A 16,130-nucleotide genomic window follows, 5' to 3' on the forward strand; every position below is an offset into this window, starting at 1 on the left:
GCCGAGCAGTTCGCCGGCGGCCTGCAGCCATTCGCCCTGGTCGAAGCCTGAGCCGGCGCAGACGCGGCCGAGCAGGTGGCCGTGCAGTTCGGCGGGGGAAATGGGCAGGGCAGCCTCGGCGAGCAGGGCGGCGAAAGCGGTGTAGGCGGAGCTGGAAGTGGACATGATCGAACCCGGGTGACGGCTAGGCGCCATCAGGCGCCGCGCATAGAATATGGTCCGTTATCCTAGCACCGGCGCACACCGCAAGACCATGTGACGACGCGCCGGGCAGCCGTGCGTTGACCCACCCCCACGGCAGTCCTATATAGTTCTCGATTACTTAAGCAACTCCCAAGCGAGAGCCCATGGAAGACGCCGACCTGCACGCGCTGATCGCCAAGTTCGACCTGCTGCTCCAGCGCCTGGAACAGCTCAAGGCCGAGAACCGGCTACTGCGGGCGAACGAGAAAAGCTGGCGGGAAGAACGCGCCCATCTGATCGAGAAGAACGATTTGGCTCGGCAGAAGGTCGAAGCGATGATTTTGCGTCTTAAAGCCCTGGAGCAGGACTCATGAGCCAGTCGAACACCCTGAACGTCCAAATCCTCGACAAGGAGTACTGCATCGCATGCCCTGCGGACGAGCGCGTCAACCTGGAGAGCGCCGCGCGCTATCTGGACAGCAAGATGCGCGAGATTCGCTCCAGCGGCAAAGTGATCGGTGCCGACCGCGTCGCGGTGATGGCTGCCCTGAACATCACCCACGACCTGCTGCACAAGCAGGAGCGCGTGGATCACGACAGCAGCTCGACGCGCGAGCGCGTGCGCGAACTGCTCGAGCGCGTCGATCGCGCCCTGACCACCGATACCCTTACCACCGATAAGGATCAGGGTGAAGTCTGACCAGGGAAATTTCCTTGGGGTATAATCAGCCTCGCTCCCTGGTGTGTTGGCCAGTCGGTGATGTCCCTGAGCCGATAATTGCAACAACGGGGGTTGCCAGTTGGGCTGGTGTGCATGTCCGCACGACGGAAAGCCTTAAAGCCTACTGCAACCACCACCTTGAACTCTCGGGTTCAAGGGCTAACCCGACAGCGGCATGTCCGGGGAGCTTTACCCTTCCATGATCCATTCCGACGGTCTTTCCCGCCCTGCCCTGCGCCGCCAGCTGCGCCAGGCCAGACGCGCACTCACTCCCCTGCAGCAACGCCTCGCCGCCCAGGCCCTGTATCGCCAGCTCGCGCAGCATCCGCTGTTCCGCCGAGCGAAGCATATCGCCCTGTACCTGCCGGCTGACGGCGAGATCGACCCGCGCCCGTTGATGAAGGCTGCACAGAAGCGCGGCAAGGCGACCTACCTGCCGGTGCTCTCGGATTGGCCGCGCACGCACATGACCTTCCAGCAGGTGGGCATCGGCGAGCGCTGGGTGCGCAACCGCTACAACATTGCCGAACCGCAAGCCGACCGACGGCGCCAGCGCCCGGCCTGGGCACTGGACCTGCTGTTGCTGCCGCTGGTGGGCTTCGACCCGCAAGGTGGCCGCCTGGGAATGGGCAAGGGATTCTACGACCGGACCCTGGCTTACCTCGGAATGCGCAAAAATTGGCAGAAACCGACGCTGTTGGGCCTGGCGCACGAATGCCAGAAGGTCGACAAGCTTGCGCTGGCGAGCTGGGATGTGCCGCTGACGGGCATAGTGACGGACGGCGGCTGGTATGGCCGTCTCGCGACGGAATCGCGTTCCCTGCGATAGCCGTGGCGATGTCGGTCCTGAAGATTCAGGACCGCTGAATCAGGGCTGCTGGGTGACCTGCACCGGGGCATTGCCCTGGCGTTGTTCCCACAGGCTCTGGGTGTAACCGGTAGTGACGACACCCAGACCGAAAAGTATTACCAACACCCACAAAAGATCTGGCTTGCGTTTCATCGATTGCCTCCCCCTTCCAGGCAAACTGTCCACGATGGCCGGCGGTGGTTTTTTTATCCGTCCGGCGGGCCGAGCTAAAAACGGCGGCATTCTCCGACAATGAAAAGCTTCTCGCAATTCTGACGCCAACCGATCGTCGGAGGAGCAGTCGCCCCCAAAACGTCCGGCGTTTTCAGGCAATGTTCATGCCGGTATTCCTACATATTCTTCCTACAATTTATTTCCGGCGAGCCGACAGCTTGTCGCAGGGAACAGCTTGCCCGCCTACCCTTGCTGGAAACCCATCACGACCCGCCACGCTCAAGGAGACCCCTGCGGATGGCACGCGCTTACTGGCTGATGAAATCCGAGCCCGACGAACTCTCGATCCACGACCTGCAGCGTCTGAAGACCGCGCGCTGGGATGGCGTGCGCAATTACCAGGCGCGCAACTTCCTGCGCAGCATGCAGCCGGGCGACCTGTTCTTCTTCTATCACTCCAGTTGCCCGGAGCCGGGCATAGCCGGCATCGCACGGATCGACGGCGAGCCTTATCCCGACCCGACCGCGCTGGATCCGCAAAGCCACTACCATGACCCCAAGGCCAGCGACGAGAAGAACCCCTGGACCGCTCGCGACGTGAGCTTCGTCGAGGCCTTCGGCTCGGTACTGCCGCTGGGCATGCTCAAGGCCCAGGCCGGACTGGAAGAGTTGCCCCTGGTGCAGAAGGGCAGCCGCCTGTCGGTCATGCCGGTCACCGCCCAACAGTGGGCGATCGTCGTCGGCCTGGCGCACAAATAGAGGCACTGTGCTATTAGGTTACTGAAGCTCCCGGAATTCGCCGTATGCACCGCCTTCGGTCCTCACTCGCTACCTACCTCGGGCTAGGCGGTCTGCTCTGCGTGCTCCTGCTCGCCAGTGCCTGGCTCGGCGAGGAGCTGGCGAGCAGTGAGCGCCAGCGCGTGCAGGAACGCCTGACCTACCAGGGCCGCAGCCTGGCGCACCAGCTCGAAGCCAACCTCCACGAGCAGGTGCAGGGCCTGGACCTGCTCGCCCAGCTGTGGACCCACCATGGCCGCATGCCCCGCGCCGAATGGGAGCTGGACGCGCGTTTCTACGTGCGCAGCTTCCCCGGCTACCAGTCGATCCAGTGGTCCGATCCGGACCTGCGCATTCGCTGGCTGGAGCCGCTGCAGGGCAACGAGGCGGCACTGAACTTCCGCCTCACCGACCAGCACCCCAACTACGCCACCGCCATGGCCGCCCGCGACAGCGGCACGGCGCACCTGAGCGACAGCGTCGAACTGCTCCAGGGCGGGCGCGGCTTCGTGCTCTATACGCCGGTGTACATCCGCGACATCGACAACCAGCTGCGCTTCGACGGCTTCATGCAGGGCGTCTTCCGCGTCGGCCCGCTGATGGACAACCTGCTGCGGCAGGCGGACAACGACCTGTTCAGCGTGCGCCTGCTCGAACATGGCAGGCCGCTCTATGTACGCGACCAGCCCGACAGCGATGCCGAGCAGCAGCTGCGGGTGCCGCTGAGGCTGCTCAACAACCGCAGCTTCGAGCTGGAGCTGCGCCCCACCGCCACGCTGGTGCAATCGCTGTCCACGCCCTTGCCGATGGTGGTGTTCAGCGGTGGCGTGACCATCAGCCTGCTGCTGGTGGCGGCGCTGTTCCTTGCCCGCGAGAATGCCCGCCGCGCCACCGCGCTGAGCGCCACCAACCAGTTGCTCAGCCAGGAAGCGGAGCAGCGTCAGTCGGTGGAAGCGCACCTGCGCGACAGCCGCGAGCGCCTGCAACTGGCGTTGGACCTCACCGACTCCAGCCGCGACGCGCTGTTCATCTTCGACCTGCAGCAACGCGAGCTGCTGCACATGAACCGCGCCACCTACAACGCCCTGGGTTATAGCGCCGAGGAGTTCCGCCAGCTGCTGCGCGAGGACCCGGAGCGTCTGGTCCCGGGCTTCCACGCCTGGATCCAGCTGGTGCAGCAGGCGCACCGGCTGAACCTGTCGATGATCTTCCAGCGCGAGATGCAGCGCCGCGACGGCAGCCTGCAACCGGCGGAGATCAACACCCAGCTGATCCACCAGGGCGACCACGACTACCTGATCGCCGTGGCCCGCGACAACAGCGAGCGCCTGCTGCTGGAGGCACAGCTGCACAAGCTCTCGCAGCAGGACGGTCTCACCGGACTGTTCAACCGCCGCTACTTCGACCGCCAGCTGCAGAGCGAATGGCGCCGCCTGCGACGGGCCGATGCGCCGCTGGCGGTGCTGATGCTCGACGTCGACCACTTCAAGCGCTTCAACGACTGCCTCGGCCACCTGGCCGGCGACGACGCGCTGCGGCGCCTCGCCAGTTGCCTGCAGGAATGCCTGCAGCGCGAAGGCGATGTGGCGTGCCGATATGGCGGCGAGGAGTTCGTCATCATCCTCACCGACACCGGCATCGAAGGCGCCAGCCACGTGGCCGCGCGCATCCACCAGCGCGTGGCCGAGATGGGCATCGCGCATCCGGTCGGCGAGCCGGGACGACTGACGGTGAGTATCGGCCTGGCCATCGCCACGCCGGGGCAGGACGCCGAACCGGACCAGCTCATCGCCCAGGCCGACCAGGCGCTGTATGCGGCCAAGCACAAGGGCCGCAACCAGACGTGCGTGTGGCCGGTGGATATGGCTGAGCGCGCGCCTTCCTGAAATTCCGTACGAGGCTTGCCCTCTCCCCAGCCCTCTCCCTGAAGGGAGAGGGAGCCGTTCGGCGTTCGCTGCAATCACGGTGTCAGCCGGCGAGCGCTGAACGTCCACCGCACTCGGGACAGTCCCCTCTCCTTTCAGGGAGAGGGTTAGGGAGAGGGGCGGAGCTGATCTGATCGCACGCGCCCGTTCGCGAGCAAGAACCAGGCGTCCCCCTCGCTCCTGCGAAGAGCAGCAGCCGTCAGGCCATCTGCCCGATGGTCCGGCGGAAGCGCCAGAGCGCGCCGAAGAAGAACGCCGCGCCGATTCCGACGATGGCCAGCAATTGCGGCCAGACGATGGACAGGTCCGCGCCGCGATAGAGGATCGCCTGCGCCAGGCTGACGAAGTGGGTGGTCGGCGCCGCCAGCATGATGGTCTGCACCAGCTCGGGCATGCTCTCGCGCGGCGTGGTGCCGCCGGAGAGGATCTGCAGCGGCATCAGCGTGAGGATCACCAGCAGGCCCAGTTGCGGCATCGAGCGCGCCACGGTGCCGAGGAAGATGCCCATGGACGTGGTGGCGAACAGGTGCAGCGCCGCGCCCAGCAGGAACAACCCCACCGAACCGCTGATCGGCACGTCCAGCCAGCCGCGCACCACCAGTTGCAGCGATATTGCCGCCGCCACCAGCACCACGGTGCCCATCGACCAGACCTTGGCCATCATGATCTCGAAGGCGGTCAGCGGCATCACCAGCAGGTGCTCCACCGTGCCGTGCTCGCGCTCGCGGATCAGCGCGGCGCCGGTGAGGATGATCGACAGCATGGTGATCTGGTTGATCACTTCCATCACCGCGCCGAACCAGGCCTGGGTCAGGTTCGGGTTGAACTCCATGCGCACCGCCAGCTCCGCCGGCATCGCCGCTTCGGCGCGGTAGCGGCTGACGAACTCGCGCACCTCGGTGCCGACGATGTTCTGGATATAACCGGCGCCGGAAAAGGCCTGGCCGGTCTGCGTCGCATCGACGTTGACCTGGATCGCCGGCTGCCGCCCGGCCAGCACGTCGCGCTGGAAGTCCGGCGGAATGTCCAGGGTGAAGGTGTACAGGCCGACGTCCATGCCGCGATCCATCTGCGCGTGGCCGATCATCTGCGGCACCCGGAAATACGGCGGCTGGAAGGCGTTGACGATGCGCGAGGACAGTTGCGACTGGTCCTCGTCGACGATGGCGATGGGCGCGTGGTGGAGGGTTTCCGGCACGCCGGTGGCCGAGCTGTAGACGCCCAGGGTAAAGGCCCAGGCGATCAGGATCAGCATCGCGTAGTCGCGGCCCAGGCTGCGGAATTCCTTGATGCCGAGGTTGAAGATGTTCGCCAGCTTGCTCATCTCAGGCCTCCTGCTTCTTCAGGCAGGCCACGCTGAGCAGCGTCAGCACCACCACCATGGCCGCCAGCGGCAGGTAGTAGACCCACAGGTCGGCAAAACCCAGCGCCTTGGAGAAGGCGCCACGGCTGACGATGAGGAAATGCGAGGTCGGGTAGAGCTGGCCGATCACCGCCGCGGCGCCTTCCAGCGAGGACACCGGGTGGATCAACCCGGAGAACTGGATGGCCGGGATCATGGTGGCGATGGCGGTGCCGAACACCGCGGCGATCTGGCTCTTCATGAAGGTCGAGAGCAGCAGGCCGAGGCCGGTGCTGGTCACCACGTAAAGGAACGCGCCGACCAGCAGCGCCAGGAAGCTGCCCTTGAGCGGCACCTGGAACAGCAGCACGGCCATGGCCAGCATCAGCACGAAGTTGATCATGCCCATGCCGATGTACGGCAGCTGCTTGCCGAGCAGGAACTCCAGGCGCGTGACCGGGGTGACGTAGAGGTTGGTGATCGAACCCAGCTCCTTCTCGCGCACCACGCCCAGGGCGGTGAGCATCGCCGGGATCATGATCAGCAGCAGCGGGATCACCGCCGGCACCATGGCCTTGAGGCTCTCCACATCCGGGTTGTAGCGGAAGCGCACCTCGGTGCTCGCCGCCGCGCTGGCGGCGCTGCTGCCACTCTGCCGCGCAAGGTCGGCCAGGTAGCTGGCGTGCAGCCCCTGCACATAGCCGAGCACGGTGTTGGCGCGGGTCGGCATGGCCCCGTCGATCCACACGCCGATGGCCGGATCTGCGCCGCGCTTGAGATCGCGACCGAAGTTCGGCGGGATTTCCACCGCCAGGCTGATATCGCCGCTGCGCAGGCGCCGATCCAGCTCGTCGGGGTTCTGGATCGGCGCCTTCTCGATGAAGTAGCGCGAGCCGGCAATGTTCAGCGCATAGGCCTGGCTGGTGGTGGTCTGGTCGCGGTCGAGCACCGCAAAGGTCAGGTCCTCGACGTCCATGTTGATGCCATAGCCCATGATGAACATCAGCAGCGCGGTCCCCACCAGCGCCAGGGTCAGGCGGATCGGGTCGCGGCGCAGCTCCATGGCCTCGCGCCGTGCATAGCTGAACAGGCGCAGCCAGCTGAAGCGGTCGCTGCCCTGGTAGCGAGCAGGCTCGGCTGGCTGTTCGGCGGCAGGCGTGGCGTCGGGCACCGGCGCGCTGCCGGCGGCCTCCTCCAAGTAGGCAATGAAGGTAGCCTCCAGGGTCGGCAGGCCGCGCTTGTCGATCAGCCCCTGCGGGGTATCGCTGTCGAGCACCTTGCCGGCGTGCATCAGCGAGATGCGGTCGCAGCGCTCGGCTTCGTTCATGAAATGGGTGGAGATGAAGATGGTCACACCGTCGTTGCGCGACAGCTCCACCATCAGTTCCCAGAAGCCGTCGCGGGCCACCGGGTCGACGCCCGAGGTGGGCTCGTCGAGGATCAGGATTTCCGGCTTGTGGATCACCGCAACCGCCAACGACAGGCGCTGGCGGATGCCCAGCGGCAGGCTGTCGGGCAGCTCGTCGCGGACCTTGCCCAGGTCGAAGCGTTCGAGCATCTCCTGTACGCGCGGCTCGATCTGCTCGCGGGGGATATGGAACAGCTTGGCGTGCAGCTCGAGGTTCTGCAGCACCGTCAGCTCGGCGTACAGCGAGAACGCCTGGGACATGTAGCCGACGCGCCGGCGCGTGGCCATGTCGTTGGCGTTCACCGGCTGGCCGAACAGCGCGCAGGTGCCTTCGCTGGCCGGCAGCAGGCCGGTGAGCATCTTCATGGTGGTGGACTTGCCGCAGCCGTTGGAGCCGAGGAAGCCGAAGATTTCCCCGCGCTCGATGCGGAAACTGACGCGGTCCACGGCGACGAAGTCGCCGAAGCGGCAGGTCAGCCCCTCGGCTTCGATGGCGATCTGCGGCGCGCCGTCATGCTGCGGCCGAGGTGGAATGACCAGCCTGTGGTGGCCGGCGCGCTTGCTCTCGGGTAGCAGCGCGATGAAGGCCTCTTCGAGATTCTGCGTGCCGGTCTGCTCTCGCAACTCGGCGGGAGTACCGATGGCAAGCACCTTGCCATCGTCCATCGCCACCAGATGGTCGAAGCGCTCGGCCTCCTCCATGTAGGCGGTGGCCACCAGCACGCTCATGCCCTCGCGGCCGGCGCGGATGCGCGCGATCAGCTCCCAGAACTGGTTGCGCGACAGCGGGTCGACGCCGGTGGTGGGTTCGTCGAGGATCAGCAGGTCGGGATCGTGGATCAGCGCGCAGCACAGCCCGAGCTTCTGCTTCATGCCGCCGGAGAGCTTGCCCGCCGGGCGTTCGGCGAAGGGCGCAAGGCCGGTGCTGTGCAGCAGGTCGGCGATGCGCCGCTCGCGCTCGGTCTTGTCGTGGCCGAACAGGCGGCCAAAGAAGTCGACGTTCTCGAACACCGAGAGCGTCGGGTAGAGGTTCTTGCCCAGGCCCTGCGGCATGTAGGCGATGCGCGGACACACGGCGCGGCGGTGGCGTACGTCGCGCATGTCGCCGCCGAGCACCTGGATCTCGCCGTCCTGCATCTTCCGCGCGCCGGCCAGCAGCGCCAGCAGGCTGGACTTGCCGACGCCGTCCGGGCCGATCAGGCCGACCATGCGGTTGGCCGGGATTTCCAGGCTGACGTCGTCCACTGCGCGGGTCTGCCCATAGCGCAGCGAGACGCCAGCCAGACGGGCCACGCAGTCGGCGGCGTTCATTGCGGGACCTTGATCTGCAGCTGCGCCGGCCACTCAACCTGCGGATCGAGGCGCAGGTAGGCCATGCCCGGTACGCCGGTCTTGACGTAGGTGATGTACTTTTCCAGCAGACCCGGATCGAGGCGCGCCTTGACGCGGAACATCAGCTTCTCGCGCTCGTTGGCGGTCTCCACCGTCTTGGGCGTGAACTGCGCGACGCTGGCGACATAGGACACCTTCGCCGGGATCACGTACTCGGGCACGGCGTCGATAACCAGGTGCACTTCCTGGCCCAGCTCGACCTTGCCGGCCTGGCCCGAGGGCAGGAAGAAGGTCATGTAGACGTCGGCCAGGTCGACCATGTTGAGCAGCTTGCCACCGGCCGCCAGCACTTCGCCCGGCTGCGCCACGCGGTACTGCACGCGGCCGTTGCGCGGAGCCTTGAGCAGGCTGTCGTCGATGTCCGCCTGCAGGCGCTCGACGCTCGCGGTGGCGGCCTCGATGGCCGATTGCGCCTCGATCACCTGGGAGCGCGCGGCGGAGATTCCGGCATCGGCCGAGACCACCTGCGAACGCGCCGCGGCCAGCGCCGCCTGGGCGCTTTGCAGGGTGGCGCGGTCGTCGTCCAGTTGCTGTTGCGGCAGGGCGTTGCGCTTGACCAGTTGCTCGGTGCGGGTGAAGCGCTTCTGCGCGGCGGTCAGCTCCGCCTGGCGTTGCGCGACCACGGCTTGGGCGGTGGACTTCTCGCTGGTGCGCTGGGCTACCAGGGATTGCGCGGTGAGCTGGGCGTTCTGCGCCCGCCGCACTTCCGCCTGGGCCTGGGCGAGCTGGGCCTGGAGCACCTGGGTGTCCATTTTCGCCACCACGTCGCCGGCCTTCACGAAGTCGCCCTCGTCCACCAGGATTTCCGCCACGCGGCCGGGCAGCTTGGTGGCCACGTCGACCTCGGTGGCCTCGATGCGCCCATTGCCGCTGGCGAAACCTTCGGGCAGCCCGCTCGGCTTGAACGTCTGCCAGGCCAGCGCGGCGAGCACGGCCACCACCAGCACCGCGAGACCGCGGGTGCGCCAGCTTTTTGCGTTTCCTGTCATCCGATTTCCCCTTGTCCAGGCGCTCGAATTCGAGCGGATCATGAGGGGATGTTCGGCGAGCAGCGGCAAAAGAGGCTTGATTCAAGTCAGGCACGCGCCGGAAATTTCCTACGCACCTTGTGACGCGGGGCTTTCAGCCCGGCATTGCGACGCGCGGCCGCAGCGGGGCGCCGGAGCGCCTGCATGAGTCGTGTTCATGCAGGCGGACGGCGGTGGAGGTCAGGGTTGGACGATCAGGTTGTTGAACAGCAGGTCGTCCACCAGGGGCTTGCCCTCTTCCTGCTGGAGCGCGGTCTGTACCTGCTTGAGGGCCTCCTGGCGGAGCTTCTCCTTGCCGTCGACGCTGCCGAGGGACTCGTCGGTCTGCTGCGAGAACAGCATCACCAGCTGGTTGCGGATCAGCGGCTCGTGGTGCTCGACCTTCTCGGAGGCCTCCTTGCCGGTGACCTTCAGCGCGATGTCGGCCTTGAAGTACTTCAGGCGCGGGCCGCTGCCGTAGTTGCCCACCAGCGCCGGAGTGAGGTCGACGAACACGGGCTTGTTGGCGTCTTCCGCCTTGCCCTCGCCGGACTCGGAAGCCGTGGAAAAGGGGCTGAAGGAAATGACCAGCAACAGGGCGAGGAAAGCTCTCAAGGCGATGTCTCCGGATTCGATGGGCAAAGGATAGCCACACTCGCGCCGCCGCCCAAGCTATATCGGGGCATAAGCCCAGGCCATGGTGATTTGCCCCCTCTGCCGGCGCTCCTACACTGGCCCTCTACTGACAAAGAATCTCCAACGGAGTGCGTCCTCATGAAAGCCGTGCTGTGCAAAGCCTTCGGCCCCGCCGAAACCCTGGTGCTGGAAGACATCGCCAGCCCCGAGCCGAAGAAGAACGAAGTCCTGCTGCAGGTTCATGCCGCCGGGGTGAACTTCCCCGACACGCTGATCATCGAGGGCAAGTACCAGTTCAAGCCGCCCTTCCCGTTCTCCCCGGGTGGCGAAGCCGCCGGGGTGGTTGGCGCAGTCGGTGAAAAAGTCAGCCATGTGAAGCCCGGCGACCGCGTGATGGCGCTGACCGGCTGGGGCAGCTTCGCCGAGGAAGTGGCGGTACCCGGCTACAACGTGATGCCGATCCCCGATGGCATGGACTTCCCCAGCGCCGCCGCCTTCGGCATGACCTATGGCACCTCCATGCACGCCCTCAAGCAGCGCGCCAATCTGCAGCCGGGCGAGACCCTGCTGGTGCTCGGCGCGTCGGGCGGCGTGGGCCTGGCGGCGGTGGAGATCGGCAAGGCCATGGGCGCCAAGGTCATCGCCGCCGCCAGCAGCGACGCCAAGCTGGAAGTGGCCAAGGCCGCCGGCGCCGACGTGCTGATCAACTACAGCGAAGGCAGCCTGAAGGACAAGCTCAAGGAAATCACCGGCGGCCAGGGCGTGGACGTGATCTACGACCCGGTGGGCGGCGACCTGTTCGAAGAAGCCTTCCGCTCCATCGCCTGGAACGGCCGCATGCTGGTGGTGGGCTTCGCCAGCGGCACCATCCCGGCGCTGCCGGCCAACCTCACCCTGCTCAAGGGCGCCTCCCTGGTCGGCGTGTTCTGGGGCTCCTTCGCCCAGCGCCAGCCGCAGGACAACGCGGCGAACTTCCAGCAGCTGTTCGCCTGGTTCGCCGAGGGCAGGATCAAGCCGCTGGTGTCGCAGACCTATCCGCTGGAGCAGGCGGCGGATGCGATCAATCACCTGGGCCAGCGCAAGGCGGTGGGCAAGGTGGTGGTGACTGTTCGCTGATTGCTTCTCGCGCCATGAAAAAGCCCCGTTGATGCGGGGCTTTTTCATGCCTACGAGGGGGCACCGGCGCTGGGCAGTTCGCGAGCAAGCTCGCTCCTACGAAAAGCGCTCCGCAGCTGGGCGTGGCTGTAGGAGCGAGCTTGCTCGCGAACAACCGGCCACGCCGAACCATCAGGACCATAGGGCGCATAACGCGCCAGCGTCATCCGCCGCGGTGGCATCGGCGTATAACCCGTTCCGGGTTATACGCCCTACGTACAGGCTCTGTCTCTGGCTTCCAGATAAACATCCACGCGCGCCGAATGCCCCGTTCAGGAGGCCTCGTTGAACTGGAATTTCAGGGGTTGAGCGGCATGGATGCCGCGAGAGCCGCGATGGGCCAGGGATGGCCCTTCGCGGCGTGCCCCTGAAATTTCAGTTCAACGAGGGTATTTTTCGCCCCAAGCGAAAAACCGAATGTCCGGGGCAAGACCTTTTGGTTCCTTTTGGGGCGTTTGCCAAAAGGGACTCGCCCGAGGGGGCGAAACAAGAAGTCGGGGCGTATACCGAAGCTGCGCGGGAACACCCAAGCCAACGCAGAAGACCTGCAACACCAGCGCAAAAGGGAATGCCGGCCCTCCCGGCGGATCGCGTGCATGGCCCGCTCGTACAATGGGTACCGGCGTTGGGCGGTTCGCGAGCAAGCTCGCTCCTACAGTCTCGCTCAACTACGGAGCGCTCTTCGTAGGAGCGAGCTTGCTCGCGAACAACCGGCCAAGGCGGACTATCAGGAATACAACGCCTTGAACTGCTCCCGCAGCACGTTCTTCTGCACCTTGCCCATCACGTTGCGCGGCAGCGCGTCGACCACCATTACCCGCTTGGGTTGCTTGAAGCGCGCCAGCTTGCCGTCGAGCGCGGCGAGCACCTGTGCCTCGCTCGGCGCCTGGCCCTTGCTGGCCACCAGCACGGCGGTCACGCCCTCGCCGAAGTCCGGGTGCGGCACGCCGATCACCGCTGACTCGGCCACGCCGGGCAGGGTGTCGAGGATTTCCTCCAGTTCCTTGGGATACACGTTGAAGCCGCCGCTGATGATCATGTCCTTGTTGCGGCCGACGATCTGCACGTAGCCCTTGTCGTCGACGAAGCCGATGTCGCCGGTCATGAAGTAGCCGTCCGCGCGCAGTTCCTCGGCGGTCTTTTCCGGCATCCGCCAGTAGCCCTGGAACACGTTCGGCCCACGCACTTCGATCATCCCCGGCTCGCCCTGGGGCAGCAGCGTCGGCTCGCCCCTGGCCGGATCGGTGATACGCAGCTCGACGCCCGGCAGCGGGAAGCCGACGGTGCCGGCGATGCGCTCGCCGTCCAGCGGGTTGGAGGTGTTCATGCCGGTCTCGGTCATGCCGTAGCGTTCGAGGATGGCCATGCCGGTGCGCTCGGAGAATGCCTTGTGCGTCTCGGCGGTGAGCGGCGCGGAGCCGGAGATGAACAGGCGCATGTGCGCCACCGCCTCGCGAGTCAGGCCGGGTTGGTCGAGCAGGCGGGTGTAGAAGGTCGGCACGCCCATCAGCAGGTTTACCTGCGGCAGCAGCTTGAGCATCTGCGCGGCGTCGAACTTGCCCAGGAAGAGCATCGAGCCGCCGGCCATCAGCAGGCTGTTGCAGGCGACGAACAGACCGTGGATGTGGAAGATCGGCAGCGCGTGGAGCAGCCAGTCCTCGGCAGTGATCTTCCAGGCATCCACCAGTGCGCGGGCGTTGGAGACCAGGTTGCCATGGCTGATCATCGCGCCCTTGGAACGCCCGGTGGTGCCGGAGGTGTAGAGGATCGCGGCGAGGTCGGAAGCGGCACGCTCGACATCGGCAAAGCGCCCCGGCTTGCCGTGCACCCGCGCCATCAGCGAGCCGTCGCCAGCATCGCCCAGGGTCTCCACGTGCGCCACGCCACTGACCTTCGCCAGCTCGCGGGCCTGGGCCTCGAAGGCCGGGGCGCAGACGAACAGCGAGGGCTCGGCGTCGTCGAGGAAGTAGCGCAGCTCCTCACCGGTGTAGCCGCTGTTGAGCGGCAGGTAGACCGCGCCGACGCGCAGCACGGCGAGGTAGAGCATCACCGTCTCGGGGCTCTTGTCGACCTGCACGGCGACGCGGTCGCCCGGCTGCACGCCGAGTTCCACCAGCGCGTGGGCGAACTGCGAGGTGCTGCGCAACATGTCGGCGTAGCTGTAGCCGCCGCCGTCCGGGGTGCGGATGAAGGGCTTGGAAAGGTCGCTGGGCAGGTGTTTGCCGACTTCGGCGAAAAGGCTCTGGTTCATGCGGAGGTCCTAGCGTTTTGTTTTCGCCGTCAGGGTGGCCAGCTTGCGCACCTCGGCCGAGGCCGTGACCGCGCCCTGGTTGGCGTAGGCTTCGTGGTTCTTTTCGATCTGGCGCAGTTCGTAGCGGTAATTGACCATCAGCCCGGCAGCCTGGCGCAGGCCGCTGGCGGAGAGGTCGCCGCGCCAGTTCAGGCGTTCCAGGCGGGCGCCGTTGCCCAGGTGGAAGCGCGCCACCGGGTCCAGCGGAAAACCCGCGCCGTTGCGGGCATGCAGGAAGTATTCGGCGGCCAGCGCCAGCATCGGTTGCTCGGTGCGGGGCGGCGGCGCGGCGTCGGGCTTGAGCGCCTTGAGCAGCTCGGCGGCAGCCGCGCCCAATTGTGGGTCGTCGCCCAGGCTGTCTAGCCAGCGGCGAAAGCCGGGCACCGGCGACAGGGTGACGAACTGGCGCAGGCCGGGAATCTCCCGCGCCAGCTCCTCCACCACCTGCTTGATCAGGAAGTTGCCGAAGGAGATGCCGCGCAGGCCGTCCTGGCAGTTGCTGATGGAGTAGAACACTGCGGTGTCCGGCTCCTCCGCCGGCTGGGCTTGCGCACCGGGCTCCAGGATGTCCGCGATGGCCCCGGGCATAGCACGGGTCAGCGCCACCTCGACGAAGATCAGCGGCTCGTCGGCCAGGGCCGGGTGGAAGAAGGCAAAGCAGCGCCGGTCGGCCGGCTGCAGGCGGCTGCGCAGGTCGTCCCAGTCCTTGATGGCGTGGACGGCCTCGTACTGGATGATCTTTTCCAGGATCGACGCCGGGGTCGACCAGTCGATGCGCCGCAGCACTAGGAAGCCCCGGTTGAACCAGGAGGCCAGCAGGTGCTGCAGGTCGTGGTCAACGGCCGCCAGTTCCGGCCTGGCCTTGAGTTCCTGCAGCAGCAGGCGGCGCATGGCGATCAGCTCGGCGGTGCCGCCGGGCGCCTGGTTGAGGCGGCGGAACAGCTCCTGGCGCGGTGGCTCGCTGGCCTCGAACAATGCCGTGGTGTTGGCCGACGAAGGCTCGTCGAGATAGCGCTGGCAGGCTAGTGCGAGTGCGTCGTGGGGCGGTGCGAACTCCGTCAGCAGGGTGTCGAAGAAGGCCTTCTGCTGCTCCGGCGGACAGTCCCGGTAGGCGCACAGGACCTGCTGCGCCAGGGCCACGCCCGAGGCTTCGCCGTGGCTGGAAATCAGCTTGTGGCAAGCCTGCGCCAGCGCCTGGGCATTGCCCGGCGCCGGCTCGCGCGACTCCAGCAATTGCCGGCCGCGCTCGGTGATGCTCTGCAGCAGTTCCTGGAAGAAGCTGATGTTCATGCGTCCCCCTCAGCTTGTGGATAACGGAGTTACACCCCCGCCAGCATGGGCGGCGGGCAGCGCTGGTACCAGCGCGAGGCCTGCTCGTAGGCATGGGCCAGTTGCAGCACGGCCATGTCGGCCTGGTGCCTGCCGATGATCTGCAGGCCCATGGGCAGGCCCTGCTCATTGAAGCCCACCGGCACGTTGGCCGCCGGGCAACCGGACAGGGTGGCCGGGATCACCACTTCCATCCAGCGGTGGTAGGTGTCCATGGCCTTGTCGGCGATTTCCTTCGGCCAGTCCCAGGTCTTGTCGAACGGGAACACCTGGGCGCTGGGCAACAGCAGGTAGTCGTAGCACTCGAACAGTTTGCTGATCGCACGGTACCAGTCGCTGCGTGCGGCGGAGGCGCGGAATACGTCCATGGCCGAGAGCTTCAGGCCGTTCTCTACTTCCCAGATCGCCTCGGGTTTGAGCAGCTCGCGCTTGGCCGGGTCGCTGTAGGCGGCACCGAGGGAGCCGGCGACCATCCAGTGCCGCAGGGTGCGCCAGGTGTCCCACAGCCGCTCCGGCGAGAAGCCCATGGCGGTCTCCTCGACGTGGCAGCCGATGGCTTCGAAGTCGGAAAAGGATTGGCGGCACAGCTCCAGCACGCCCTTCTCCATGGGCAGGTAACCGCCCAGGTCGCCCAGCCAACCCAGGCGCGCGCCCTTGAAGTCGCGCTCCAGCCGGCCGGCGAACTGCTCGCCGCTCTCGGCGATGGACAGCGGTGCGCGAGCATCGCCACCGGCCTGTACCGACAGCAGCAGCGCGACGTCGCGCACGCTACGGCCCATCGGGCCTTCGTAACCGAGCTGGTCGATGAACAGGTCGGCGCTGTCGTCGAAGGGCACGCGGCCCTGTGACGGGCGCATGCCGATGATGTTGTTGAAGGCCGCCGGGTTGCGCAGCGAGCCCATCATGTCGCTGCCGTCGGCCACCGGGACCATCTGCAGCGC

General features: G+C 66.4%; 15 protein-coding genes and 1 other RNA gene. 7 read left to right on the plus strand and 9 right to left on the minus strand.

Going from position 1 to position 16,130, the window contains the following annotated elements; genetic code table 11:
- A partial coding sequence (locus tag ACCC94_RS19345) for a UPF0149 family protein (RefSeq protein WP_413351124.1) occupies nt 1-165 on the minus strand: 165 nt, incomplete at its 3' end.
- A gap of 182 nt (nt 166-347) precedes the next feature.
- Between ACCC94_RS19345 and ACCC94_RS19350 the strand changes: the two genes are divergently transcribed.
- The 4 genes from ACCC94_RS19350 to ACCC94_RS19365 all read left to right on the plus strand — a co-directional run bounded on the left by ACCC94_RS19350 (nt 348) and on the right by ACCC94_RS19365 (nt 1,733).
- The gene (locus ACCC94_RS19350) at nt 348-557 is read left to right on the plus strand and encodes a TIGR02449 family protein (RefSeq protein WP_017521390.1); all 210 of its coding nucleotides are present in this window, start codon (nt 348-350) and stop codon (nt 555-557) included.
- Complete coding sequence (locus tag ACCC94_RS19355; protein ID WP_413351113.1) at nt 554-883, plus strand: cell division protein ZapA; 330 nt, start codon at nt 554-556, stop codon at nt 881-883. Before ACCC94_RS19350 ends, ACCC94_RS19355 begins: the two co-directional genes overlap by 4 nt.
- Before the next feature lie 32 nt (nt 884-915).
- A non-coding RNA gene (gene ssrS, locus ACCC94_RS19360) (6S RNA) lies at nt 916-1,094 on the plus strand.
- A 9-nt stretch (nt 1,095-1,103) separates the two neighbouring features.
- The gene (locus ACCC94_RS19365) at nt 1,104-1,733 is read left to right on the plus strand and encodes a 5-formyltetrahydrofolate cyclo-ligase (protein WP_413351114.1); all 630 of its coding nucleotides are present in this window, start codon (nt 1,104-1,106) and stop codon (nt 1,731-1,733) included.
- A gap of 39 nt (nt 1,734-1,772) precedes the next feature.
- On the opposite strand, the gene ACCC94_RS19370 is transcribed toward ACCC94_RS19365, so the two are convergent.
- Nucleotides 1,773-1,907 carry a hypothetical protein gene (locus ACCC94_RS19370; protein WP_128082560.1) on the minus strand — a complete coding sequence of 45 codons (135 nt, stop codon included), beginning with the start codon at nt 1,905-1,907 and terminating at the stop codon, nt 1,773-1,775.
- 318 nt (nt 1,908-2,225) lie between these two features.
- Between ACCC94_RS19370 and ACCC94_RS19375 the strand changes: the two genes are divergently transcribed.
- Together ACCC94_RS19375 and ACCC94_RS19380 are read left to right on the plus strand one after the other, a co-directional pair.
- The gene (locus ACCC94_RS19375; RefSeq protein WP_413351115.1) at nt 2,226-2,687 is read left to right on the plus strand and encodes an EVE domain-containing protein; all 462 of its coding nucleotides are present in this window, start codon (nt 2,226-2,228) and stop codon (nt 2,685-2,687) included.
- Between the two features lie 44 nt (nt 2,688-2,731).
- On the plus strand, nt 2,732-4,591 hold the full coding sequence (locus ACCC94_RS19380) for a diguanylate cyclase (protein ID WP_413351116.1): 1,860 nt from the start codon (nt 2,732-2,734) through the stop codon (nt 4,589-4,591).
- Nucleotides 4,592-4,829: 238 nt separating this feature from the next.
- On the opposite strand, the gene ACCC94_RS19385 is transcribed toward ACCC94_RS19380, so the two are convergent.
- From ACCC94_RS19385 to ACCC94_RS19400, 4 genes are all read right to left on the minus strand, one after another.
- Nucleotides 4,830-5,954 carry an ABC transporter permease gene (locus ACCC94_RS19385; protein WP_413351117.1) on the minus strand — a complete coding sequence of 375 codons (1,125 nt, stop codon included), beginning with the start codon at nt 5,952-5,954 and terminating at the stop codon, nt 4,830-4,832.
- A gap of 1 nt (nt 5,955) precedes the next feature.
- Nucleotides 5,956-8,691, minus strand: coding sequence for a ribosome-associated ATPase/putative transporter RbbA (gene rbbA / locus ACCC94_RS19390; RefSeq protein WP_413351118.1), 2,736 nt, complete (start codon nt 8,689-8,691; stop codon nt 5,956-5,958).
- Nucleotides 8,688-9,761, minus strand: coding sequence for an HlyD family secretion protein (locus ACCC94_RS19395; protein WP_413351119.1), 1,074 nt, complete (start codon nt 9,759-9,761; stop codon nt 8,688-8,690). The genes rbbA and ACCC94_RS19395 overlap by 4 nt, the downstream gene beginning before the upstream one ends.
- Nucleotides 9,762-9,980: 219 nt before the next feature.
- The gene (locus ACCC94_RS19400) at nt 9,981-10,373 is read right to left on the minus strand and encodes a flagellar basal body-associated protein FliL (RefSeq protein WP_413351125.1); all 393 of its coding nucleotides are present in this window, start codon (nt 10,371-10,373) and stop codon (nt 9,981-9,983) included.
- A gap of 180 nt (nt 10,374-10,553) precedes the next feature.
- On the opposite strand from ACCC94_RS19400, the gene ACCC94_RS19405 reads away from it, so the two are divergent.
- The gene (locus ACCC94_RS19405; RefSeq protein WP_413351120.1) at nt 10,554-11,531 is read left to right on the plus strand and encodes an NADPH:quinone oxidoreductase family protein; all 978 of its coding nucleotides are present in this window, start codon (nt 10,554-10,556) and stop codon (nt 11,529-11,531) included.
- A gap of 766 nt (nt 11,532-12,297) precedes the next feature.
- On the opposite strand, the gene ACCC94_RS19410 is transcribed toward ACCC94_RS19405, so the two are convergent.
- From ACCC94_RS19410 to ACCC94_RS19420, 3 genes are all read right to left on the minus strand, one after another.
- Nucleotides 12,298-13,821: a malonate--CoA ligase gene (locus ACCC94_RS19410; protein WP_413351121.1), complete on the minus strand. Its 1,524-nt coding sequence runs from the start codon at nt 13,819-13,821 to the stop codon at nt 12,298-12,300.
- 9 nt (nt 13,822-13,830) lie between these two features.
- Complete coding sequence (locus ACCC94_RS19415) at nt 13,831-15,150, minus strand: malonyl-CoA decarboxylase (protein WP_413351122.1); 1,320 nt, start codon at nt 15,148-15,150, stop codon at nt 13,831-13,833.
- Nucleotides 15,151-15,179: 29 nt separating this feature from the next.
- A partial coding sequence (locus tag ACCC94_RS19420) for an amidase (protein WP_413351123.1) occupies nt 15,180-16,130 on the minus strand: 951 nt, incomplete at its 5' end.

This window comes from Pseudomonas sp. Pseusp97, assembly GCF_047304025.1.
In the GTDB taxonomy this organism is placed as follows: domain Bacteria; phylum Pseudomonadota; class Gammaproteobacteria; order Pseudomonadales; family Pseudomonadaceae; genus Pseudomonas.